Source organism: Vibrio sp. 10N.286.48.C11 (assembly GCF_041469805.1).
In the GTDB taxonomy this organism is placed as follows: Bacteria; Pseudomonadota; Gammaproteobacteria; order Enterobacterales; family Vibrionaceae; genus Vibrio; species Vibrio crassostreae_C.
On sequence record NZ_JBFRLK010000032.1, the window covers coordinates 54,116 to 76,430 of the forward strand.

18 protein-coding genes are annotated in these 22,315 nt (G+C 45.0%); 8 read left to right on the forward strand and 10 right to left on the reverse strand.

Features of this window, described 5'->3' with window-relative positions; translation table 11 throughout:
• Positions 1 to 27 precede the first annotated feature (27 nt).
• From putA to putP, 3 genes are all read left to right on the forward strand, one after another.
• A complete protein-coding gene (putA, locus tag AB4209_RS09390) occupies positions 28 to 3,165 on the forward strand; it encodes a bifunctional proline dehydrogenase/L-glutamate gamma-semialdehyde dehydrogenase PutA (RefSeq protein ID WP_372055663.1) in 3,138 nt (1,045 codons plus the stop codon).
• Positions 3,166 to 3,176: 11 nt separating this feature from the next.
• On the forward strand, positions 3,177 to 3,881 hold the full coding sequence (locus AB4209_RS09395) for a 1-pyrroline-5-carboxylate dehydrogenase (RefSeq protein WP_372055665.1): 705 nt from the start codon (positions 3,177 to 3,179) through the stop codon (positions 3,879 to 3,881).
• Between the two features lie 150 nt (positions 3,882 to 4,031).
• Positions 4,032 to 5,558 (forward strand): sodium/proline symporter PutP, encoded by a 1,527-nt coding sequence (gene putP / locus AB4209_RS09400; RefSeq protein ID WP_170930181.1) that lies wholly within the window; start codon positions 4,032 to 4,034, stop codon positions 5,556 to 5,558.
• Between the two features lie 638 nt (positions 5,559 to 6,196).
• On the opposite strand, the gene AB4209_RS09405 is transcribed toward putP, so the two are convergent.
• Complete coding sequence (locus tag AB4209_RS09405) at positions 6,197 to 6,367, reverse strand: hypothetical protein (RefSeq protein ID WP_019823299.1); 171 nt, start codon at positions 6,365 to 6,367, stop codon at positions 6,197 to 6,199.
• A gap of 278 nt (positions 6,368 to 6,645) precedes the next feature.
• Here AB4209_RS09405 and AB4209_RS09410 point away from each other — a divergent pair, with 278 nt between their 5' ends.
• A complete protein-coding gene (locus AB4209_RS09410; RefSeq protein WP_004732526.1) occupies positions 6,646 to 7,134 on the forward strand; it encodes an Lrp/AsnC family transcriptional regulator in 489 nt (162 codons plus the stop codon).
• Between the two features lie 108 nt (positions 7,135 to 7,242).
• Here the strand turns inward: AB4209_RS09410 and AB4209_RS09415 are convergent, their stop codons facing one another.
• Together AB4209_RS09415 and AB4209_RS09420 are read right to left on the reverse strand one after the other, a co-directional pair.
• Complete coding sequence (locus AB4209_RS09415) at positions 7,243 to 7,947, reverse strand: hypothetical protein (protein WP_017065155.1); 705 nt, start codon at positions 7,945 to 7,947, stop codon at positions 7,243 to 7,245.
• Between the two features lie 286 nt (positions 7,948 to 8,233).
• Positions 8,234 to 10,084, reverse strand: coding sequence for an ABC transporter ATP-binding protein (locus tag AB4209_RS09420; protein WP_102320925.1), 1,851 nt, complete (start codon positions 10,082 to 10,084; stop codon positions 8,234 to 8,236).
• 586 nt (positions 10,085 to 10,670) lie between these two features.
• Between AB4209_RS09420 and AB4209_RS09425 the strand changes: the two genes are divergently transcribed.
• Positions 10,671 to 11,645: an arginine deiminase-related protein gene (locus tag AB4209_RS09425; RefSeq protein ID WP_017061193.1), complete on the forward strand. Its 975-nt coding sequence runs from the start codon at positions 10,671 to 10,673 to the stop codon at positions 11,643 to 11,645.
• Positions 11,646 to 11,796: 151 nt separating this feature from the next.
• Here the strand turns inward: AB4209_RS09425 and AB4209_RS09430 are convergent, their stop codons facing one another.
• From AB4209_RS09430 to AB4209_RS09450, 5 genes are all read right to left on the reverse strand, one after another.
• Positions 11,797 to 12,429: a triacylglycerol lipase gene (locus AB4209_RS09430; RefSeq protein ID WP_050647609.1), complete on the reverse strand. Its 633-nt coding sequence runs from the start codon at positions 12,427 to 12,429 to the stop codon at positions 11,797 to 11,799.
• 134 nt (positions 12,430 to 12,563) lie between these two features.
• The gene (locus AB4209_RS09435; RefSeq protein ID WP_372055667.1) at positions 12,564 to 13,403 is read right to left on the reverse strand and encodes a helix-turn-helix domain-containing protein; all 840 of its coding nucleotides are present in this window, start codon (positions 13,401 to 13,403) and stop codon (positions 12,564 to 12,566) included.
• Positions 13,404 to 13,542: 139 nt separating this feature from the next.
• Positions 13,543 to 14,370: a GNAT family N-acetyltransferase gene (locus AB4209_RS09440; RefSeq protein ID WP_372055669.1), complete on the reverse strand. Its 828-nt coding sequence runs from the start codon at positions 14,368 to 14,370 to the stop codon at positions 13,543 to 13,545.
• A 231-nt stretch (positions 14,371 to 14,601) separates the two neighbouring features.
• Entirely contained in the window at positions 14,602 to 16,224 is a 1,623-nt protein-coding gene (locus tag AB4209_RS09445; protein ID WP_372055671.1) for a phosphoethanolamine transferase, read from the reverse strand.
• Positions 16,225 to 16,456: 232 nt separating this feature from the next.
• Entirely contained in the window at positions 16,457 to 17,041 is a 585-nt protein-coding gene (locus AB4209_RS09450; RefSeq protein ID WP_017062017.1) for a porin family protein, read from the reverse strand.
• Positions 17,042 to 17,233: 192 nt separating this feature from the next.
• Here AB4209_RS09450 and AB4209_RS09455 point away from each other — a divergent pair, with 192 nt between their 5' ends.
• Positions 17,234 to 17,773, forward strand: coding sequence for a hydrolase (locus AB4209_RS09455; protein WP_017065162.1), 540 nt, complete (start codon positions 17,234 to 17,236; stop codon positions 17,771 to 17,773).
• Here the strand turns inward: AB4209_RS09455 and AB4209_RS09460 are convergent.
• Together AB4209_RS09460 and AB4209_RS09465 are read right to left on the reverse strand one after the other, a co-directional pair.
• Positions 17,770 to 18,633, reverse strand: a complete 864-nt coding sequence (locus AB4209_RS09460) for a MurR/RpiR family transcriptional regulator (protein WP_017062019.1) — start codon at positions 18,631 to 18,633, stop codon at positions 17,770 to 17,772. The two genes, AB4209_RS09455 and AB4209_RS09460, sit on opposite strands and share 4 nt — an antisense overlap.
• Before the next feature lie 173 nt (positions 18,634 to 18,806).
• Complete coding sequence (locus AB4209_RS09465; protein ID WP_372055673.1) at positions 18,807 to 20,081, reverse strand: amino acid deaminase; 1,275 nt, start codon at positions 20,079 to 20,081, stop codon at positions 18,807 to 18,809.
• 176 nt (positions 20,082 to 20,257) lie between these two features.
• Between AB4209_RS09465 and AB4209_RS09470 the strand changes: the two genes are divergently transcribed.
• Both AB4209_RS09470 and AB4209_RS09475 read left to right on the forward strand, forming a co-directional pair.
• Positions 20,258 to 21,691, forward strand: coding sequence for an amidohydrolase family protein (locus AB4209_RS09470; RefSeq protein ID WP_372055675.1), 1,434 nt, complete (start codon positions 20,258 to 20,260; stop codon positions 21,689 to 21,691).
• 103 nt (positions 21,692 to 21,794) lie between these two features.
• Positions 21,795 to 22,187: a RidA family protein gene (locus tag AB4209_RS09475; protein WP_017065166.1), complete on the forward strand. Its 393-nt coding sequence runs from the start codon at positions 21,795 to 21,797 to the stop codon at positions 22,185 to 22,187.
• Positions 22,188 to 22,315 lie beyond the last annotated feature (128 nt).

A 22,315-nucleotide genomic window follows, 5' to 3' on the forward strand; every position in this document is an offset into this window, starting at 1 on the left:
TTTCGGGTGTGAGATTAAGGAAAACGCATGTTTACAGCTACTGATGTGTTAAAGCCAGAATTCAATGAGCAGTCGCTTGCTGATCTTTGGACGCTTATCTCACCATTATATATGGTGGATGAAACCCAATGGCTAGAGCAACTTCTGCCGCTAGCTACCCCTTCTGAGTCTGAAAAGCAGCAAATTACAGACAAAACGACGTCGTTGATTGAGTCTATCCGTGCGGATAAAACATCTATTCAGATGATCGACGCCTTGTTGCTTGAATACAGCTTAGATACTCAAGAGGGCATCTTGCTAATGTGTCTGGCGGAAGCCTTGATGCGTATTCCTGATTCGGCAACCGCTGATGCGTTGATTCGCGACAAACTTAGCGTTGCGGATTGGAAATCTCACCTGAAGAATTCTGACTCGGTTTTTGTTAACGCATCAACTTGGGGCCTAATGCTAACAGGCAAGGTGGTTGGACTTTCATCTAAAGAGCAGAGTGCAGGTCAAGCGGTTAACCGTTTAGTGAACAAGCTTTCTGAGCCGGTGATTCGTAAAGCGATGCACCAAGCGATGAAGGTGATGGGTCACCAATTCGTTCTTGGTCGCAGCATTGCTGAAGCGCAGAAGAACGGTAAGTCTATGCGTGACAAAGGTTTTACCTACTCATACGACATGCTAGGTGAAGCGGCACTGACCACTGCTGACGCAAACAAATACTTCAAAGATTACCTAATGGCGATTGAAGCCGTAGGTCGAGACACATACGTCTCTTCAAAATCTAGCCCAGCACCGTCTGTTTCTATCAAGCTTTCTGCGCTTCACCCACGTTATGAAGTGGCGAATGAAGACCGCGTACTGACTGAGCTATGCGACACGCTAGAGCAGTTACTGCGCCGTGCGATTGAGCTTGATGTTGCGATCACGATTGATGCAGAAGAAGCGGATCGCCTAGAGCTTTCGCTTAAGTTATTCGAAAAACTGTATCGCAGCGAGCTAGTGAAAGGCTGGGGCAAGTTTGGTCTGGTTATTCAAGCGTATTCAAAGCGTGCGTTACCGGTTCTAGTTTGGCTAAACCGCCTAGCAAAAGAGCAGGGTGACTTAATCCCACTTCGCCTAGTTAAAGGTGCTTACTGGGATAGTGAGATCAAATGGTCACAACAAGCTGGTTTCGATAACTACCCTGTTTACACTCGCAAAGAAGCGACTGATGTAGCCTACCTAGCGTGTGCGCGTTATCTATTGAGCCCAAGTGTTCGTGGCAATATCTTCCCGCAGTTTGCTAGCCACAATGCTCATACGGTTTCCGCTATTGCAGTGATGACAGACCATAAAGACTTTGAATTCCAACGCTTACACGGCATGGGTGATTCACTTTACAACCATGCAATGGAAGCTTACCAACAGTCGGTACGTATTTACGCGCCAGTTGGTAGCCATAAAGATCTACTGCCATACCTAGTACGTCGTCTGTTAGAGAATGGTGCAAACAGCTCGTTTGTACACCGTTTGGTTGATGCTCGTTGCCCTGTAGCAGAGCTAACACAGCATCCAGTCGACATGCTTTTGGCATTCGATACGTTGAACAACACTAAGATTCCTCTGCCGCCAGCGGTATTCCCTGAGCGTAAGAACTCATACGGTGTGAACATTGATATCGAGAGCGAAGCGCATCAGTTTGAAGAGCAAGTAAAAGGCTTTTTGAACAATCAATGGACTGCTGGACCTGTGATCAACGGCGAATCTCTTGCCGAAAGCATGATCAAGGCTGATCAGAATGTTGAACAAGTAACAGCACCTTACGATCGTCGTATTAGCGTGGGTCAGGTGGCTTTTGCAAACCTTGATCATGTTTCCGCAGCGATCACTGGTGCAGACGCCGCATTTGCTGATTGGAATGCGACATCGGTTGAAACCAAAGCCGCTGTGCTTGAGAAGTTGGCGGATCTGATGGAAGAAAACCTGGCTGAGCTGGTGGCAATTTGTCATCAAGAAGCGGGTAAGACAATTCACGACAGCATTGATGAAGTGCGTGAAGCGGTCGACTTCTGTCGTTACTACGCAAAACAAGCGAACAACCTACAAGGTTTTGAGCTAAAAGGCTTTGATGGTCTAACTCGAATCGCTTCGCGACAAGGTCGTGGTGTATTCGTTTGTATCAGCCCTTGGAACTTCCCATTGGCGATCTTCCTTGGCCAAATTACAGCTGCACTAGTGGCGGGTAACACGGTTGTGGCGAAACCTGCAGAGCAAACAAGCTTAATTGCAGCTCGCGCAGTGGAATTGATGAATGAAGCGGGTTTCCCTGCTGGCACGATTCAGTTACTACCGGGTCGTGGCGCTGAGATCGGCAGTGCGCTAACCAGTCATGATGCGATTGCGGGCGTTGCCTTTACGGGGTCAACACCAACAGCACAACGTATCAACGTGTCATTGGCGAGTCGTAACGCTAAGCCTGTTCCGTTTATCGCGGAAACCGGTGGTCAGAATGCGATGATCGTCGACAGTACCGCACTGCCTGAACAGGTAGTCCGTGATGTTATTCGTTCGGCATTCGCTTCTGCAGGTCAACGTTGTTCTGCGCTACGTGTGCTTTACATTCAAGAAGACATTGCAGATCGCGTGATTGGACTAATTCACGGTGCGATGGATGAGCTAAGCGTTGGTATTCCACATCTTCATAAAACGGATGTGGGCCCAGTTATCGACCAAAACGCGAAGCAGAAGTTGATGACGCACCTAGAAAATATGACTAAGACCCAGAAGAAAGTGGCTCAACTTTCTCTAGGAGCGGATTGTGAACATGGTGACTTTGTTCCACCAAGTGCATTTGAAATCGATGACATCAGCTGTTTGAAAGAAGAGCAGTTTGGTCCTGTACTGCATATCGTTCGCTTCAAAGCGAGTGAGTTGACACAAGTAGTAGACCAAATTAACCAAACCGGTTTTGGTCTAACTATGGGTATCCACAGCCGTAACGAAACAACTTACCGTTGGATCGAGAAACACATTCGTGTGGGTAACTGCTACATCAACCGTGACCAAGTGGGCGCTGTTGTTGGTGTTCAACCATTCGGCGGTCAAGGCTTGTCAGGTACTGGCCCTAAAGCGGGTGGTCCTCACTACCTATACCGTTTTACAGATGTTCATTTCTCTCAATCACAAGACAAGGTATAAGGAGCAGCATCATGGTTCATCAAGTGACAGGTTTTTCTGATGCTTTGTTAGCGTGGGAACAATGGAATCTTACCGACTTTGATCATAAGAGTGCTCAGGTACTTTCATTTAAATCAGAGATCGAAAGCCAATCTGTGCCTTTGGCTGCAGTGGCAACTTATCATCTAGAGCAAGCGTCTGCGCTGCTTTCAGATCATCATCTAATGGCAGGTCCTACGGGCGAAACCAATGAGTTGTATGCCGCAGGCCGCGGTGTGGCTTTGGTGATTGTTGATGATTGCGAAGAGAAAGTGCCGGCACTGCAAACTGCAACAGCGATGATTACTGCAGCACTATTGGCAGGTAACAGCGTTCAATTGTGCAGTGATGACGTGCAGTTCAATACCTTAATTGCTGATGCTGCAAAACAAGCGAATCTACCAACCAACCTGGTGCAGGTTGCCTCGTACGACGCTGCTCAGCAGTTGTTGTCTTGCGATGTGCGAAGCGCGGGTTACGTAGGTAATTCACAAACGGCACAAGCTATCAATTTACAGCTTGCTAAGCGTGACGGTGCAATCGTCGGTTTAGTGGCTGAAACGGATCTGACCGCAATGAATGTTGCCAATGATCCACACCTATCGCTGCGCTTCATTACCGAGCGTACGCGAACTATAAATATAACAGCCGTGGGCGGTAACGCGACCTTGCTCGAACTTGGAAGCGAAGCTCACTAACCTTCAGTAAAATTGGCTCTAAGCTCCTTTGGTTGTTTCCATTTTTTGGTTTCTCCATTTTTGGATTCAACCCTTAGTGCTTTGGAGCCTCAATACCTAACTCAATGCACTCGCTTGCCTTTACGGTGAGTGTCTTGCATTGAATTAGGCATGGAAGGCTTTCTACAAAATGAGGACTATCAAATGATAGAAAACAGTTTTGCAATAACGACGACGTTCATTGCGTATCTAATTATGATGCTAGCGATCGGTGTTATTGCTTACAAACGTACATCTAACTCAACTGACTACTTCCTAGGTGGTCGTTCGTTAGGCCCATGGCCTGCTGCACTTTCTGCTGGTGCATCAGACATGAGTGGTTGGTTGCTACTTGGCCTGCCTGGTTACGCTTACGCTGCTGGCTTTGAAGCATTCTGGCTTGCTGGTGGCCTACTGGTTGGTACTTGGGCAAACTGGTTAATCAGTGCAAAACGCCTACGTACTTACAGTATTACAACTGAATCACTGACGCTGCCTGAGTTCCTATCTCGTCGCTTCAACGATAACTCTAAGCTGATCCAAACAATTTCTGCTTTCTTTATCCTTTTATTCTTCCTTTTCTACACAAGTTCAGGCTTGGTAGCAGGTGGTAAATTGTTTGAAACGGTATTCGGCCTAGATTACACAACTGCGGTAATTATCGGTACGGTATGTGTGGTTTCGTACACCCTGTTTGGTGGCTTCCTAGCGGTATCTTGGACTGACTTGGTTCAAGGCCTACTAATGTCTGCTGCGCTATTGATTGTACCAATCGCAGCAATGAACGGCGGCCTTGGCCAGTTATCTACTGACCTTCATAACATCAACCCAGAGCTACTCACGCTATGGAATGATGCGAAAGGTGAGCCTCTTTCTGCTATCGCGATCATCTCGCTAGCGGCATGGGGTCTAGGTTACTTCGGTCAGCCACACATCCTTGCTCGTTTCAAAGCAACGCGTAGCAATAAAGACTTAACAACCGCGCGTCGTATCGCGGTGGTATGGACTGCACTGTCTATGATTGGTGCAATGCTGGTTGGTCTTGTTGGTCTAATCTACGTAACGAACTCTGGTGCACCTAAGCTAGACGATGGCGAGAAGATCTTCATGCTTCTTGTGAACGCGATGTTCCACCCAGTAATCGCAGGTATCCTACTGGCGGCAATCCTAGCGGCAATCATGAGTACTGCGGATTCACAACTTCTTGTATCTTCATCTGCAATGGCAGAAGATCTGTATAAGCAAGTTCTGAAGAAAGACGCTACGTCAGAAGAAATTGTTCGTGTAGGCCGTTTCGCGGTTATCCTAATCTCTTTGATTGCACTTGTACTAGCGATGACGCCAGACAGTTCAGTACTTGGCCTTGTGTCTTACGCATGGGCTGGTTTTGGTGCTGCATTCGGCCCAGCTATCGTATTGAGCCTGTACTGGTCTCGTATGAACCGTAACGGCGCTCTAGCGGGTATCGTGGTTGGTGGTGTTACGATTGTACTTTGGAAACAGTTCACGGGCGGTTGGTTCGATGTGTACGAAATCGTACCGGGAATCATCCTATCGACTCTTTCTATCGTTATCGTGAGTCTAATTACGGGCGAGCCTGAAGACGAAGTTAAGAAGCAACACGCTGAGTTCGAGAAGAACCTCGTTGAGCTAGACTAATTTACATTGTAAAAATACCAATGAATTAGCAAAAGACATGAACAATAGAGTCACTTCGGTGGCTCTATTTTTTTATGTGAGTACGACCTTTGTCTTATTTCAAATTAAGTTTATTCGAGGTTTTCTGATATTGAAATGGGGGTTTACAATGTAAATCGAAAGCGAAGGATCTTGAGCGAGAAATGAAAGGTCTGTCTTGTTGGTGGCGTTTGATGTCAAAAAATAAAATAGAAAAATGGCTATTTTTTGAACTTGGCGCTCACTTTTGTGATTAGCTCGGTGAATTGTTGAACTGAATTGGACATGATGTGTCAATTGTCAGTAACCACTAAAGACCTATAGGACAAAGGTATGCCTGATCTCTATTGCAAAGGATGTAAAAAAACAACACTACATAAGTCTATAATGAAACGTTGTGAGTCAGAGCCCGAGACAACTTCTGGCCGTATGATGCAATGGACATCAAAGCTATTTAGTGGAAATCTGTATTACGATATGGAAACTCAGCACTTCTGCCGCACGTGTAACTGCCGTTGCGAAACAGGAAGTACTGTGCCCCAAGTTGGTTTAGCTTAACTTACAGTAAGCGCTCACTAACTTAGATCAAAAAACCTCCGTTTTAGGAGGTTTTTGCGTTTCTATGCGGCTTTGAGTGCTAGCTCAGCATCAATGGCGTCGCCATCAATTTTCACATCCCAACCGTAGTTTGAGTACTCATTTGCTAGTGCCTGAGCAACATCTTTTGATACCGTTACGTGTGTCCATGAACCAATACCGTAAGGTTTATATGCGAGTTCTTGCGTTTTCATAATAGAGTCATCCTTTCTCTTTGATAATTATATTATTCACTTTGGCCTATATCCTTTCTTTCGTTTCCGGCTCAACTTATTTGTTAATCGGGTCATTTCTATAATAATTTGTTAATAACCAGAGTTTGATTTATAAGGGTTCTTATCTATTTGTATGTGTTTATATCTGGCGTGAATATCATCCGTGCATTTAGTTTTTAAATGTGTGAGCGAGGTTTTCTTCGATTGCACTTGGTATGGAATATACTGAGCGGAATTTAGAATGTTTAAGGAATGTTATGTCTCAGCATCAGCTCGATCGTATCGATAAAGAGATACTAAGAATTCTGCATATGAAAGGGCGTTTACCTGTTGTTGAACTGGCAAAACAGGTCAACCTTACGACGTCACCTTGCTCTGATAGACTCAAGCGATTGGAGAAAGAGGGCTACATCACGGGCTATCATGCTGAGCTTTGTTCAGAAAAGCTGGGACTCGATGTTCAAGTCTTTATCCATATCCGTCTCGATCAGACTAGCTTTTCGATCTTCGACAAATTTGCCCAAGCCGTGGAAATGATGCCTGAGGTGGAAGAGTGCTACTCACTGTCGGGTGACTTTGACACCATGATCAAGGTTCGAGTGAAAGACATGAAGGCGTACCAAGCGTTTATGGCCACCAAGCTGGGCACCTTGCCTGGTGTGATTCAGACACGTAGTGAAGTGGTGATTGAAGAGCATAAAAAGGGCTTCGGCGTGAACCCTGAGTTGTTGGCAACTCTAAAATAGTGGCCTAATTTCGCTTACCAACGTGATTTAGATATAAAAAATGGAAGCAATAAGCTTCCATTTTTTGTTGAGCGTCAGATAAAGAGCAATCCGATAAACTTGTTCGCCTTAAAGCGTAATGGCCGCAGAGATTAAGCCAATCACACCACCGAATACACCGCCCCAAACCACAAGCCAGCCAAGGTGTTTCTTGATCATGGTCTGAACCATCTCTTTAACCAGCTTAGGTGTTAGTTCATTCAAGCGCTGATCGATGATCGCCTCAATGTTTTCTTTGATTTCATCCATCATCGCAGGCGATTCTAGCTCGTCTTTGATGGCATTTTTTACAGAATCACTCTTGCTGATTTCAATCACAGATTCTTGCATCTTCTCAACAAACGGCGCTTTCATTGGCTCTAGTGCTTCTGTGCCACCAAACATTGCCAACATACCGCCAAACTGAGAGTTCTCGATAACATGCACCAGTGAGTCGAATGCAGGGTTAAAGTCGATCTTCTGAATCACAGGCTCTAGATTGAGCGACTTTCCTGTCATCTCGCTGCTTAGGAAGCGGTCGATGTTACTTTCTGTAAAGAATTGCTCCATCATCAGTTGCTTGATGGCTGCCTTGAACTCTTCAAAGCGCGCTGGAATCACTCCAGAACCGTATAGGCCGGGTACTTTCTCGAACAACATGTGAATCGCAAGCCAGTTGGTGATGGCACCAGAAAAGGCGAATAGGCCTGCATAAAGCAAGTATTGGTTTGCTGTCGCATAGCCGCCAGCAAGCAGCGCTAACGCGATAACGTTAGTTAAGACACTTTTGTTCATGGTTGATCTCTAGAAAGAATATTGCGCGCATTTTAAGAAAAAAACGCCAAGAAAAAAACAAAAGGATCGATGAAGTTTATCGGACAGCTAGCAAAGAGCACCAAATAGCAGGCATAAAAAAGGCTAGCCTCCCCCCGAAGTCTAGCCTTATTCCAGAACGCGCAAGCGAGGCGTCTTTGGTGTTAATGTCATTATATAATTACGACATAACATTCTGCCACGTGTAATTTACCGCTAATAAACAAATTGATGTGAATCACGCCGCACTTTTAAAATAGCACAAAAATTAAGCGCTCGTGGCTTGCTCAAGGTCATCGGCAATGAAGCCACCGGTTTGGTGATTCCATAGCTGCGCATAAATACCATTCTGGTTAATCAGCTCTTGGTGCGTGCCTTCTTCTACGATATTGCCGGCATCAAGCACGATCAGGCGATCCATCGCTGCGATGGTCGACAGGCGGTGTGCAATCGCAATAACCGTTTTGCCTTCCATTAGCTCAATCAAGCTCTCTTGAATCGCTGCCTCTACCTCAGAATCGAGTGCAGAAGTTGCTTCATCGAGAACAAGTAATGGAGCATTCTTTAGAAGAACACGTGAGATAGCCACACGTTGACGCTGACCACCAGAAAGCTTAACGCCACGTTCACCCACTTGAGCATCGTAACCAACGTTGCCAAACGGGTCGGTTAGCGTTTCGATAAACTCATGCGCGTGTGCCTGTTTAGTCGCCGCGTATACTTCTTCGTCTGATGCCTCTGGTCGACCGTAAAGAATGTTGTCTTTGATCGAACGGTGCAGCAGTGAAGTATCTTGGGTCACCATACCAATGTTGCTACGCAGAGAATCTTGAGTAACGCTCGAGATCTCTTGGTCATCAATCAGGATGCGGCCACTTTCTACATCGTGGAAACGCAAAAGTAAGTTAACTAGGGTCGATTTACCTGCACCTGAACGGCCAACCAAGCCCACTTTTTCACCCGGTTTGATGTTGAGGTTTAGGTTGTTGATCACCCCCTTATTCTCACCGTAGTTAAAGCTTACATTGTCGAAGTTGATACCGCCTTGTGGAACCTCCAGAGGCTTCGCGTCTTTCTTGTCTTCAATAGCAATAGGCTTAGACAGAGTTTTAATGCCGTCAATCACGGTACCAAGGTTCTCAAACAGACCACCAATTTCCCACATGATCCATTTCGACATGCCGTTAATACGCAGAGCCAAGCTGACCGCAATCGCGATTGCACCCACGGTGATTGCGCTATCTAGCCATAGGTAGATAGAGATACCCGCAATGCTGAACACCAATAGATAGTTAGCGAATTCCACGCAGATGTTGAAGCCGGTTACCAAGCGCATTTGGCGGTGCACAGTATCTAGGAAGCCTTCCATGCCTTCTTCGGCGTATTCGGTTTCTCTTTTACTGTGTGAGAACAATTTCACCGTCGCGATGTTGGTGTAGCTATCAACAATACGACCTGTCATCAGTGAACGAGCATCCGCTTGCTCTGAAGACACGTCTTTTAGCTTTGGCACGAAGTGCAGTTGAATACCGATGTAAACGAATAGCCAAATCAGCATCGGAGCCATCAAGCGCCAATCTGATTCAGCAAGCATGAACAGCATCGCCGTGAAGTAAACCGTCACGTAGACAAACACATCGACCATCTTGGTCACAGTTTCGCGCACTGCAAGCGAGGTTTGCATCACTTTGGTCGCGACACGTCCGGCGAAGTCATCTTGATAGAAGGACAGGCTTTGCTTCAAAAGGTAGCGGTGTGCTAACCAACGAATCGACATTGGGTAGTTGCCCAGCAAAGTTTGGTGAAGCAATAGCGAGTAAACACTGATCAAGATTGGCATCACAACCAACAGCAGAATACCGAGCCCCATCAATGTCGATTCGTTGTCTGCTAAGAAAGTGTCTGGGTTGCTTGTTGATAGCCAGTCGACCAATTGCCCCATGTAACCGAACAGCGCGACTTCGATGATCGCGATGGTCATGCTCATCAACCCGAGCAAAATCAATGGTTTTTCGAAACCTCGAGTGTAATGGCGGCAGAATGCCAGTATGCCAGTAGGAGGTTGTATCGGCTCTCCCTTTGGAAAGGCTTCAGTAAAGCCTTCAAATTTCTTGTACATAGATTTCCCTTTATAAACTAGTGCATCTATAAGCGACTGCATCGTTGGTGCAGCTTTGTTTTTATAGTCTTGATTTGAAATTTAACTGTCTTAGTTTGAAATTATATAAGCGCCCATGGGTTCTTATCAGTATTAAATCATTCGATGGATTTTGTTCTAGCGCCTATTTAGGCACTTGGCTTTAAAACACTAAAACTTTGTCTAAGCGATGCAGGAAAGGTCCAAAGAGTGTCTTTCATGACGCTTATTTTAGATTGAATTAGACAGGAAAAGTTAAGCTGATTTCAAACGTAATTGATTGTTATGCAACGGTGATAATCCTAACGTTAAATGGATTGAATTGTAATCAAAACTCGTGATGGGCGAGAAAATGGAATCAGAATATTTATCCATAAAGTGACTTAACGAATATGCATACAGTTGGTTCTTTCTGATGTGCTGTTATCTTGCAGTAAAAATTACCGATTAATCTAAGATCTGCAGTAATTGTTTGGGATAAATATTCAAATCAATATTCTTTTCAGTGAATCTTGTCGTAACAAGTTGTTTACAATTCTGAAGTAAATAAAAGATAGGGACGGTTGAAATGTTAAACCTACACAAAAAATCACTTCATATCACTAATGTTCAAAACGCCAATTGCGTTGTTATGGTGCCACCAAAAGAGTTTAAATTTAACGAAGAAACAGCACGTGATAACGAATTTCAGCACAGAGTTAATCTGACCGAAGCTGAGGTGAAAGTAGAAACGATGGCCGAATTTAAAGCTATGGTCGCTTCGTTGCGTAAAGAAGGTGTGCAAGTTGTAGAGTTTGATTACCCAGAATTGGGCGTTGAAACTCCGGATGCTGTTTTCCCAAACAACTGGTTCAGTACCTGTAGTGATGGAAGCTTATTCACGTTCCCTATGGCGTGTGAAAACCGTCAGAATGAAGTTAAGCCAAATGCTCTTATTGAAGCGTTAGAAGCGTCGGGTCGCATTGTTAACCATAGCGAGTCTCTAGAGTCTTACATCGCGCAAGGTTCTTATCTAGAGAGCACGGGCGTGATGGTGATCGACCATATCAACAAGACCATCTACGCTGCGCTTTCTCAGCGTTGTGACCGCGAAGTGTTAGAAGATTATGCGAAGCGCATTGGTTATTCTCGCGTGGTCTCGTTCCAAACGGCATTACCGTCTGGCCAACCGATTTACCATACCAATGTGATGATGGCGATTGGCGATAACTTCTGCGTGATCTGTGATGAAGTGATTCCTGAGTTCGAACGCCGCTTTGTGGTGAAGTCGCTTGCTAAAGATAAGCAGGTTATCTCTATCTCAATTGATCAGATGAACCGTTTCTGTGGCAACATCCTGCAGCTTGAAACCGTGAATGGCGACAAGGTGATCGCGATGTCTCAATCGGCTTACGATGCGTTTTCTCCAGCCCAGTTAGCTCAGCTTTCGACGCATGGAAAACTGCTGCCATTTAACGTGAAAACGATTGAAGACATTGGTGGTGGTTCGGTGCGATGCATGTTGGGTGAGGTGTTCCTACCAACACGAGTTAATCGCTTGTAACAAGTATAGAAAGTATAACAAGCACTCACTTTCAGTAATGAATCTTTGAATACCACTCTTATCGCAGAGTGGTATTTTTGTTTTTGTCTTTCACATATAAGAGAACAGAGCTCGATACAGGAGTCAACGCGCAAAAGCTAATGGAAATAAGCTATGAAGCGTCCTTAAAAGCTCTGTGTTCGATGAACTGAGCCGACAGTGTTACGACTTCTTTGGAGTAGACGAGCGCCGTGTGGTTGAGTTTGAGGGCGTAAGTATCCGTTGCTCCTCTCAGGTTGGCGTCTTCGAGTGTGACTGTGCCATCGCCCGGGTTTCTTCCCAGAACAATACGTCCGACTCCGGCGTCGTAGGTACCTGTAATCACGCCAATCGGCACATCAATATCGTAGTCACCCAGGCCATCGCTTAAGATCATTTTGCTCGAACCAAATATAAAACCAAGCCCATGATTCGACAGTGTTTTGGCGATAGTTGCCCCATTGTGCGGCGTCCCTGCGGTAATAATGCAGGTGTCGGCAAAATTGGGCTGATAAAACTTAAAGTAGTGACGAATGAGTAAGCCACCGAGTGAGTGACCAAAGAAATAGACCTCATCGTATTCATTAAAGCGAGCATTCACGAAGCGATTGAGGCGTTTGGCTGCAGAAGGGAAACGCAGCGAGTTGTAGGCAAACTTGTGCGTTGTAAAGCCGCGTTTTTTGAAGTTTCTATCCAGATACTGCATGATCAACGCAGGCATATATAGACCATGAATTAAAACTATATGTTTGTTTTTATTATTCATTTTTGTCCTCCGTCTGATGATGTCCCCAGTATATTTAGTCGCAATTCTAAACTCAATAAAACTTGCTACGAATGAGACACAAAAGGCAGAGGTGTAAGTTATAAACAGTGCGTTCGTCATAGAGAAAAGGTGGGTTAGTCAGATCTCACTCCACCATACACATCTATGGTTAATCCGCCTTGTTTGGCGTAAGTATTGGGTGTTAGACCGATGGTTTTCTTTAGGTAACGAATCAGGTGCGGTTGGTCGCTAAACCCAAATTGAAAGGCGACGTCCATCCAGTCGATGTCATCCAAATTTCGCTTATACAAGTATTCCAACATCGCTTCGAGTTTGTTCATCGATTGGCACTGTTTTAATGTCAGCCCTGTTACCTTGTTGAAGCTTCTTTCCAATGTTCTTTGCGAGCAAAACAGCTTGTCTCCAAGCTCTGCAATCGGTGTCGAACCAAGCACACCCAACACCTTGCGTGTGAGTTCGCTGTGCCTATCCGTTTTAGCTGTCGATAGCCAAGGCAGCATTAAATCATCTAACTGCTGACAGCAGGCCTCAACATCGGTTTGAGCGAGCTTGATCAGCGACATTACTTCGGCATTAGGATTATCTAACAAACTCGCGAGATCGATAGGGTTAACACTGTCTAGGCTGGGGTGTGGACAGTCTGGAATATCTAACGTGTACAAGGCTCCGACATGGAATTTAATACCTAGGTGAACAAAGGGCTTTGAGTGATCCAATTCGATGGCTTTATGGTGTGGTAACAGCAGATGGCAACCAACGCCTTGATCGACCTGTTGCTCAATCGTGTAGTGATATGCCTGCTCGCTTGGCGATAAGATGAGGTGCGCCGATGGATCGGGATTGAGTATCGGAAATTGATGAGTTTGAGCGTCGGGTGTCTTTTCGATCAGCCAGTAGCAATCAATGAACTGAGCAACTTCAGGAGATTTTGGAGACTGTAACCAATTGATCATTAGACCTTCTATTTTTAATGACTGCCATCCACAACTATATGTGTATATCGCTGCAGGTGACAGTTTTTATCTGTATCTATTGTTAGAGCTTAGTCTTGATACTTGGTAATCCGAATCAAGGCTAATCAGTTTCCTTTAGTTAACTAAAATCAAACTGCAAGATACGATGTTTTGAAGACAATCCAGCGCGAGTGATGGCCTTTTGTGCTCCAATGTTGCTGCTTTCCGTAGAACACATAGCTTCTAACCCTTGGCTGTTAGCGAGCTGCTTTAGAAAGTTAAGAACACGCGTTGCTAAGCCTTTACCGCGTTCTTGTTGTGCGACAATCATACCTAGGTCGGCAAACTGTGTTTGATGCTCATCGAACTTACGGCACTCTCCAGTAGCGAGAATGTCGTCACTTTCCCAGTAGCCCCATAGCTCTTGACGGGCAATCAAATTACCGTAGTAACCGGTGAGCCACTCTTTTGGCGCGCCAATCGCTGATGAAGCAAACTCAACGAACTGCTCCAGTTGTTCTTCTGTCGCGAGGCTCATCTCTATCTCTTCAATGTGGTCTGAATCACACTCAGATCTGGCTTGAGAGTTTTGGCGGTACATCATCGCATTCACTTTAAATGACTCTGTGTTGTCGACACTCAGTGATAAATATTGTGGCTCAGCCGTACTCACGAATGCGCCTTTCACCTCACCAATCACAGAGCTGTTGTTCTCTACGATTAAGGGGAACAAGTTTTCAATATGAGTGCTGGCTGTTGGTGCTAGATAGAACTGAAGTAAATAGCCTTCGCCATTCAATACGCAATAACCGACAAGATTACCGTTTTCGTAAAAACCAAAATGGTCAGACATTGGCACAAAGCCCAAGTGCCACATGCCATCGAGTGGCGCTGTTGACTCAGCAAAGTAAGCCGTTTTAAATTCGTTTAAGTCGCTAAGTGTTGAGATTTTTTTGATGTCTAACATCGCTTGAATTCCTGCTGTCTTGATTCGGTAGAGTGCGTGGTCGTCATCTTGTTCTCAGGTACGTCAATTGACGATGAGATAATTGATTAGCTGAGCCACGTTTCAATAACTGCAATTGTAGGCGACGGCTTGAGGCCGGTATTGAATAAAAACGACAGTTTTGAAAGGTACAAAAAAGGGTCTCATAAATGAGCCCCTTTGGTTGGAATATTTGCGAGTCGGCCTTTGAAGCTACCGACACGCAGCAAAAATGTCTTGGTTCTCTCGGTATTCTTTGGTTTGCACGTCCATTAGGCCAAGCAAGGAGTCGAACAGGTTATCGTGAGAAAAGCTCTGCTCTTTCCCCGCCTTTCTTAAGCAGGTCTGGTCTATCCCTTTCTGCTCGGCGAAACCATCAGACATCCACATTATCATAGGCACATGGGTTTGCTCTTTCGGTGCCAATGAATAAGGCATGCCGTGTAAGTAGACGCCATTTTCTCCCAATGATTCTCCGTGATCGGAAATGTACATCAGCGCAACATTGTACTTATCGGTGAGTTTCTCTAGCTTCTGAATAGCCTGTGATAGAAAGAAATCTGTGTACAAGATGGTGTTGTCGTAGGTGTTGACCACTTGCTCTTTGGTGCAGTTTTCGATATCAGAACGTGGGCAGTCTGGCACAAACTTCTTATGATCTTCTGGGTATCGCTCAAAGTAAGTTGGGCCGTGAGATCCGGAGATATGATAGAAAATGATGCTATCTTGTTTAAGAACTTGAGTATCTTGTTCGAAGTTCTCTAGCATGGCTGTGTCATAGCACACATCTTTATTACACAGCGGGTCGCTGTCTTTGGCGACGAGAGTCATCTCTTTGATTCGATGTGCGACCGCCTTGTCTCCACCATCGTGCTCTCGCCAGATAGAGTGAATGCCCGCGCGGTTCATAATGTCGACTACGTTATCTTGGTTGTAGGCTTTGTCGCGATCGTAGTTGCTTCGGTTCATGTTAGAAAACATACACGGCACAGAAACCGCAGTGGCTGTTCCGCATGACTGAACATCAGAGAAAAAGATCGGATTATAGGGTTTGGTATGAGCATTGGTTTCTTTCTCATAGCCATAATATTGGTAGTTATATACACGTGCTGTTTCACCAAGAACAAACACCAATAAGGTCGGTTTGGTTGCCGCTTTTGCTTGTGGCTTGAGTTGAGCATCTAATCCCAATTCTTGATAGGGGATGGGCTGTTTGATGTAGGTGTTATTGATGTATTTGACTGTTGATGCTACGTATTCGGTCGGAATGATCATCTTTTTAAGATGAGAGTTATTACGACCAATCGACACATAATCTTTGTAAAACAACCCGGCAATGATGGTAATGACGATCAACGAAGAGAGCAATCCAATCGCCTTCCCAATAGCAAAATCTTTCCAAGATTCTCTTTCAAGATCCGTAAATAAAAGCAGCAGTGACGGGACTCCTCCCATCAGAACAAACCATAAAATAGAATAGCTGCTTAGGTAGCTAGCAGCCTCTCCGCTGTTGGTTTCGAAGACGTTTTCTATCATTCCATAGTCTACAAAAATGCCGTAGTTGAACATGCTGTAGCTGACTAAAGAGGAAGTAAGTAGTAACAAGATAAAAAAAGCTTTGGCGAATATCGGCCAGTTGAATACTTGAAAGATAAAGTTGAATGCGGCGAGAAAGAAAAATGGGATCGAGATGATAAACCCAATGCTTTCGGCTTGTGAGGCACTAAGAATATTGAACAGTTCGCGTGAGATAGGCAAGTTAATGACAAGCAGGTAATACACTGCCAAAACGAAAGGGAGTTTGTTTATCGACATGTTTAAGCGTGGTAGATTCATAGGTCTTGTCTTCCTGTGTCACTTATCCCTTTATTTTAGTCTCGCCACCAAGAAAGCTCTAATATCAATGCATAAAGCTCAAATAGAAGGCGCTGAGCGATAAACTGGCTAAAGTGAAATGACGCTAAGGTGTGTAGATACAAAAAATTCACTTTACTGAGTGACCTTCATGACAAGGTGGAACAGCAAAGTGAATTAGTATGTTCAGCTTATTCTATGTGGTTCAATCACATTAGAAGTTGTATGAACCACCGAAGCTAATGCTGTTGAAGGCAAGCGTGTGGTCACCAGCTGATATCTGAGAGTTCTTAAATTGGACCGTGTCGTCTACGCTTACTGCATCCGCTTGCGAGATTAAGCGTAGCGTTAGGTGTTCGATTGGCGTGTATTCAACACCTACACCAAAGTGGAAACCCGTACCGCTGTCATCAGCGTAACCAGCACTCTTATTTGCGTTTAGGTCAACAGAGCTTAAACCTGCCAATACGAATGGGCGGATTGTGTTGTCGAATGTGTAACCAAGATTTGCTGACAAAGAAACAGACGTCGGAGACAGCTTTTCAGCGCTATTTTTGTAGTTTGCGTAATCTGTGTAGCCAAGTTCAACACCTACGATACGGTTGAATTGGTAGCCGCCGTATAGGTTGTAGCCCATGCCATCTGAATCTAAGCTACCGTGACCGTCTGTGTCAGAATCTTGGTAGACACTAAGTCCGCCACCAATGTACGCACCGCCGTCAGTACCTGCTGCTAAAGCTGGAAGAGAAACTGCGCTGATTAAACCCAGTGCTAATGCTGATTTCGTTATCTTGTTCATCTTTGTTACTCACTCTTAAATGTCATGCCAGTATCAATAATTTTTATTTTGCGACCTTTCGACCGTTGGTGAGTATTATTCCGTAGTCTTGTATGTATTACTGTATGGCTTTGTAAGCTGAATCGTTACATAGTAGAAAAAATACACATCAGGTTGCTTAGTGAGTCAGGCTGTTTAAAACAAGGAATAAACATGCTAACGAAACAAAACACAGGTTTGGTGGTTGTGGACGTACAAGGCAAGCTCGCACGCCTTGTTGATGAGAGCGATACGCTGATTGCTAATTGCGGGAAGTTAGCTCAAGGAGCGCAGGTTTTGGGGCTGTCAATTATTCGTTTGGAGCAGAACCCAGAGAAGCTAGGTGCTACAGTCGACGAACTTAATGACTTGCTGAATGATGCAAAGCCGATACCTAAATTCACTTTCAACGCGTGTGATGAGCCCAAGTTTGTTGAGGCGGTTCAAGCCAAGGATGTAGAGACTTGGTTAGTGTGTGGTATTGAGGCTCATATTTGTGTTTATCAAACCGCAATGGGGTTGTTGGAACTTGGGTACAAGGTTCAGGTAGTTGGCGACTGTGTTAGCTCACGAACGGCACTCAACAAAGATCTGGCAATCCGTCGACTAATGGATGCTGGTATCCAAATCACAGGATTAGAAATGAGCTTATACGAGCTAGTGAAAGATTGCCGCGCGCGTGAATTTAAGCTCATTCTATCCTTGATTCGTTAATCACCGAGAGGCTGTCTATCGCCACCGCCTCGGTAAGAATCGAGCGCAACTTTCAAGCGACGCAGTTTGTCGCGCGAACGGTTCTTGTGATTGACTGCGATTCCCATAGAAAGCACATCCACTAACGCCAACATAGCGTAGCGAGAAGCCGACGGCTTGTAGATGAAGTCGGTTTCCATATGCTTGATGGGTAACAAGATATCGGCAATTTTTGCTAGCGGTGTATCTTGTGGGGTAATCGCAATGATCTTAAGTCCGTACTGCTTAGCCAGCTCTGCCGTTTCTGTGATCACTGGTGTAAAGCCAGTCGCAGAGATCATCACCATTACGTCATTAGCATCTGCCGTGGCAGCAACCATACGTGACATCAAGCCATCGTTGTACGACACCACTGGGTAGCCTAAACGAAACAGTCGATGTTGCAGCTCTTGAGAAGCAATGGTTGAACCACCACCCATACCAATAGCAATGATCTGTCTGGCGTTATGCAGCCAGCTGACTGCGGTTTCAACGTCTTGCTCTTTGAACAAGGTGCGGTTGATGTCTAGGCTTTGCTTGATCGATTCGTAGATACCTTGATAACCCGTTTGGTCAACCGGTTCGAGGATAAAGCGCTGGCCAACGGTTAGCGTCTGAGCCAACTTAATCTTCATATCACGTACGTTGCTGCAACCGATCGCTTTAGCAAAACGTGTAATGGTGGCTTCACTCACTTGAGCGCTTTCAGCAAGCTCTGTGATGCTGGCATTGGCAGCAAAATCAATGTCGTCCATGATCAGCTTAGCGACTTTTTTCTCTGCATCACGAAGAGCGGGAAAACGCTCCGTTATCTGTGAAATGATATCTACTTCTAAACTCAAGAATCCTGATCCTTTGTTGATGGGGCTAATCGTTATTACCTAGTTATTAAGAATCTAGCTCGTAAGAAGCAAGCTCTTTAGCTTTTTATGAGCACTAATCCATTAAAAACTAAGCCTTAGCCCCGTTAGTATATCTTATTGCTTCGCTGATTCTAGCTTATTGAAAAATCGAACTAGAAGCAGGTTTCCACCCAGTTTGTTACCTGATGGTCGTCATCGCTGATGGCAATGTAGCGCCACTTATCGAAGGTTAAACACGGGTGTGAGGTTGAGAATGCAATCATGTCGCCCACTTCAATTTCAGAAGAGCCGTCCGTTTCAACAAAGGTATGCTGATCCATCACGGCGGTCGCAGTCAGCCCTTTCACAGAGATAGCTTCGCCATTGCGATAGCCGCGTTCGGCAATAGGTAACCCCGCATCAAAGGCCACATCACGCTTGCCTAGCCCAACAACTAGTTTGGTCGGTTCTGGGCGAGAGATTATATACGCCCATACCTCAAGTGCCGATTCCAGATCTCCACCCAATTCGCACGCGTAACCTTGGTTTACTTGGGCACGCTGCAACACCTTGCTTTGAGCGTCTAGGTAGATACCTGTGTCGTGAATCGCGTAACAGCCCGGGCGGATGATCGCCAAGTAATCGGTTAGGTTCGCTAAACATTCTGCAACCACGTCATACCAAGCCGAACCTGCACCAGTGATGATAGGTTGACCGGTAATTAAACCGTCTGATGCGAGGCTTTCGACCGAGGTCAGCGCTTGGTTTAAGAAGGTACGAATGTCTTGCTCGGCATTGTCGCCATGAATCACGCCCTCATACACCTCAATACCCGCTAGCGAAAGTGCAGGCGTATCTTGAATGGTTTGAGCCAGTTCTAAAACTTCTTGAGGTGAACGACAACCACAACGGCCACCCGGAACACCAAACTCGATTAGAGCTTTTAGCGTCTGCTTTTTGTTGGCGAAGTATTGGTTGAGTTGCTGCACGTTTACCGATGAATCCACACAGCAATAGAAATCAACGTCGAACTCACTAATAAGCTGTTCGATGATCGCCATGTTGGTTTTACCTACCAATTGGTTAGCCATGATGATTCTTTTTGCGCCTGCCATTGCTGCAATTTCTGCTTGTGCAGGTGTCGCAACGGTAATTCCCCAAGCGCCATTTTCTAGCTGTTGACGGAAGAAATCAGGCGTCATCGATGTTTTGCCATGTGGCGACAATTTAACCTGATGATGATCGGCGAATGATTGCATCCAATTCAGGTTATTGGTCAACGCTGATTGTTTGATAATTGCTACCGGAAGCGAAATGTCTTCATCAACCAGTCGATAAACACCGTTCTCAGATTGTGATACTGCTCTCCCTTTTTGGCCTTTTTCAGTCAAGATGAAACTATCTTTTTGATACTTTATAACATCTTTTTGTGCAGGGTTATGTTTCATTGCTGATTCCTAACATGATTTAAGTGGTTGTTATTTAATGTTTAAATATATCCGTAATGTGTTTTGTGATAGAAACTATCACACAAATTAAAATATTATGTGTGTTTTGTCACTGAAAATAATCGGCTGGATTTCTAATATAGCTCCATCAACAAAGTGGATTGAGAGAGTGAGAAATGTTGTTCGATACGATAATTAAAAATGTAGAGGTGTTTGATGGCACCGGCGAACAATCGTTTTGTGCCGATGTAGCAATCCGAGATGGAAAAATAGCCGAAATTGGTCAAATCGATCACGAAGATTGTGGCCAGTTGGTTGAGGGAGCAGGCTTAGCATTGGCTCCTGGATTTATCGATGTACATACACATGACGATACCAACGTAATTCGTTACCCAGACTGCCTGCCTAAGATCAGTCAAGGTGTCACAACCGTGATTGTTGGTAACTGTGGTATCAGCGCATCACCAACCGTTTTGGCTGGCGATCCACCTGACCCAATGAATCTTTTAGGCGCACAAGCTGATTTCAAATACCCAACCTTTGCCGCGTATGCACAAGCCGTAGAGCAAGCGCAACCAGCGGTGAACGTAGCAGCGTTAGTTGGCCACACCACACTGCGTAACCAAGTGATGGACGACCTACAACGCACCGCAAGCGAAGAAGAAATCGCGGTAATGCAAACCAACCTTGATTTAGCGATGGAGCAGGGTGCACTGGGTTTGAGTTCAGGTTTGGCTTACGCCAGCGCGAAACAAGCTAATGCCAACGAAGTGATGCAGTTAGCGAAAGTGCTTTCTAGCCATGGCGGCATCTATACCACGCATATGCGTACCGAATTTGAAGAGATCTTAAGCGCGATGGAAGAAGCGTTTGAGACTGGGCAATACGCGAAAGTACCGGTTGTTATCTCTCACCTTAAATGTGCAGGTGCAGGTAACTGGGGCAGAACCGTTGAAGTACTTGATTTGATGGACAAGGTTTCTGAGCACCAAGATGTGTCTTGCGACTGCTACCCATACTCAGCGAGCTCTTCGACATTAGATTTGAAACAGGTGACGGACGATTTCGATATCTTCATTACTTGGTCTAAAGCAAAGCCAGAACATGCAGGCAAAACGCTTAAGCAGATTGCTGATGAGATGAACCTACCACTGATGGACGCAGCAAAAGCGCTTCAACCAGCCGGTGCGGTTTACCACTGCATGGATGAGAACGACGTAAAGCGCGTATTGAAATACAAGCTGACCATGGTTGGTTCTGATGGTTTACCCAATGACCCGCATCCACATCCAAGATTGTGGGGCACCTTCCCGAAAGTCTTAGGTCATTACTGCCGAGATGAAAAACTGTTTGCGCTACCAGAAGCGATTCACAAAATGACCGGAATGTCTGCGAAGCGCTATAACCTCGCGGGAAGAGGTGAGATTCGCCAAGACGCATTTGCCGATTTAGTTTTATTTGACCCAAAGAATATTAAAGACACAGCAACATTTGAAAATCCTATGTCAGTTGCTGAGGGAATCGAAAGTGTATTTGTAAATGGTGAGTTAACTTACCAAAAAGGAAAAGTGAAAAATAATCGTTCAGGCGTTTTTATTTACCGTAATTAGAATTTAATTATTTTATTAGATATACAGTAATAAGAAAACGACGAATTAATTTAAATATATTGGAACAGAACCAATATTATCTATAAAGAAGTGGAGTTAAAAAATGACTATTAAACGTTACGGTGTTGAAGGCGGTACAGGTACAGGCGGACAACATTTACCATTTGCACGCGCAACTGAAGCGGGTGGTTTCCTATACGTTTCTGGCCAGACACCGATGACAGATGGTGAAGTGGTAGAGGGTGGCATTGTTGACCAGTCTCGCCTAGCGATCCAAAACTGTGTCGATATCATGACTGAAGCGGGCTACGGCCTAGAAGACGTAATGCACGTAAAGGTTGTGCTAACGGATTCTCGTTACTTCCAATCTTTTAATAAGGTATTCAAAGAGTTCTTCGGTGCTAACCCACCGGCTCGTATCTGCATGGTTTGCGACCTAGTTGTAGACGTGAAGGTTGAAGTAGATGTGACTTGCTACCGCGCGGATCGCGTTTAGTAATAACCTAATCACAATTACCTACTTAGAGAGTATTAGGGGTTAGTCATCCCTGTTATTATCCTTTAATACTCTCACCCTACATTTATAAAAATTACTTTAATTAAAATAGATAAAATCAATAAAGT

What these genes read in the sequence shown, in the direction of transcription:
- putA (WP_372055663.1), top strand. Translation starts at nt 28, where the DNA reads ATGTTTACAGCTACTGATGTGTTAAAGCCAGAATTCAATGAGCAGTCG.
- AB4209_RS09450 (WP_017062017.1), bottom strand. Translation starts at nt 17,041, where the DNA reads ATGAACAAGATAACGAAATCAGCATTAGCACTGGGTTTAATCAGCGCA.
- AB4209_RS09475 (WP_017065166.1), top strand. Translation starts at nt 21,795, where the DNA reads ATGACTATTAAACGTTACGGTGTTGAAGGCGGTACAGGTACAGGCGGA.
- AB4209_RS09465 (WP_372055673.1), bottom strand. Translation starts at nt 20,081, where the DNA reads ATGAAACATAACCCTGCACAAAAAGATGTTATAAAGTATCAAAAAGAT.
- AB4209_RS09415 (WP_017065155.1), bottom strand. Translation starts at nt 7,947, where the DNA reads ATGAACAAAAGTGTCTTAACTAACGTTATCGCGTTAGCGCTGCTTGCT.
- AB4209_RS09420 (WP_102320925.1), bottom strand. Translation starts at nt 10,084, where the DNA reads ATGTACAAGAAATTTGAAGGCTTTACTGAAGCCTTTCCAAAGGGAGAG.
- AB4209_RS09425 (WP_017061193.1), top strand. Translation starts at nt 10,671, where the DNA reads ATGTTAAACCTACACAAAAAATCACTTCATATCACTAATGTTCAAAAC.
- AB4209_RS09405 (WP_019823299.1), bottom strand. Translation starts at nt 6,367, where the DNA reads ATGAAAACGCAAGAACTCGCATATAAACCTTACGGTATTGGTTCATGG.
- AB4209_RS09455 (WP_017065162.1), top strand. Translation starts at nt 17,234, where the DNA reads ATGCTAACGAAACAAAACACAGGTTTGGTGGTTGTGGACGTACAAGGC.
- AB4209_RS09410 (WP_004732526.1), top strand. Translation starts at nt 6,646, where the DNA reads ATGTCTCAGCATCAGCTCGATCGTATCGATAAAGAGATACTAAGAATT.
- AB4209_RS09440 (WP_372055669.1), bottom strand. Translation starts at nt 14,370, where the DNA reads ATGTTAGACATCAAAAAAATCTCAACACTTAGCGACTTAAACGAATTT.
- AB4209_RS09445 (WP_372055671.1), bottom strand. Translation starts at nt 16,224, where the DNA reads ATGAATCTACCACGCTTAAACATGTCGATAAACAAACTCCCTTTCGTT.
- putP (WP_170930181.1), top strand. Translation starts at nt 4,032, where the DNA reads ATGGAAGGCTTTCTACAAAATGAGGACTATCAAATGATAGAAAACAGT.
- AB4209_RS09470 (WP_372055675.1), top strand. Translation starts at nt 20,258, where the DNA reads ATGTTGTTCGATACGATAATTAAAAATGTAGAGGTGTTTGATGGCACC.
- AB4209_RS09430 (WP_050647609.1), bottom strand. Translation starts at nt 12,429, where the DNA reads ATGAATAATAAAAACAAACATATAGTTTTAATTCATGGTCTATATATG.
- AB4209_RS09395 (WP_372055665.1), top strand. Translation starts at nt 3,177, where the DNA reads ATGGTTCATCAAGTGACAGGTTTTTCTGATGCTTTGTTAGCGTGGGAA.
- AB4209_RS09435 (WP_372055667.1), bottom strand. Translation starts at nt 13,403, where the DNA reads ATGATCAATTGGTTACAGTCTCCAAAATCTCCTGAAGTTGCTCAGTTC.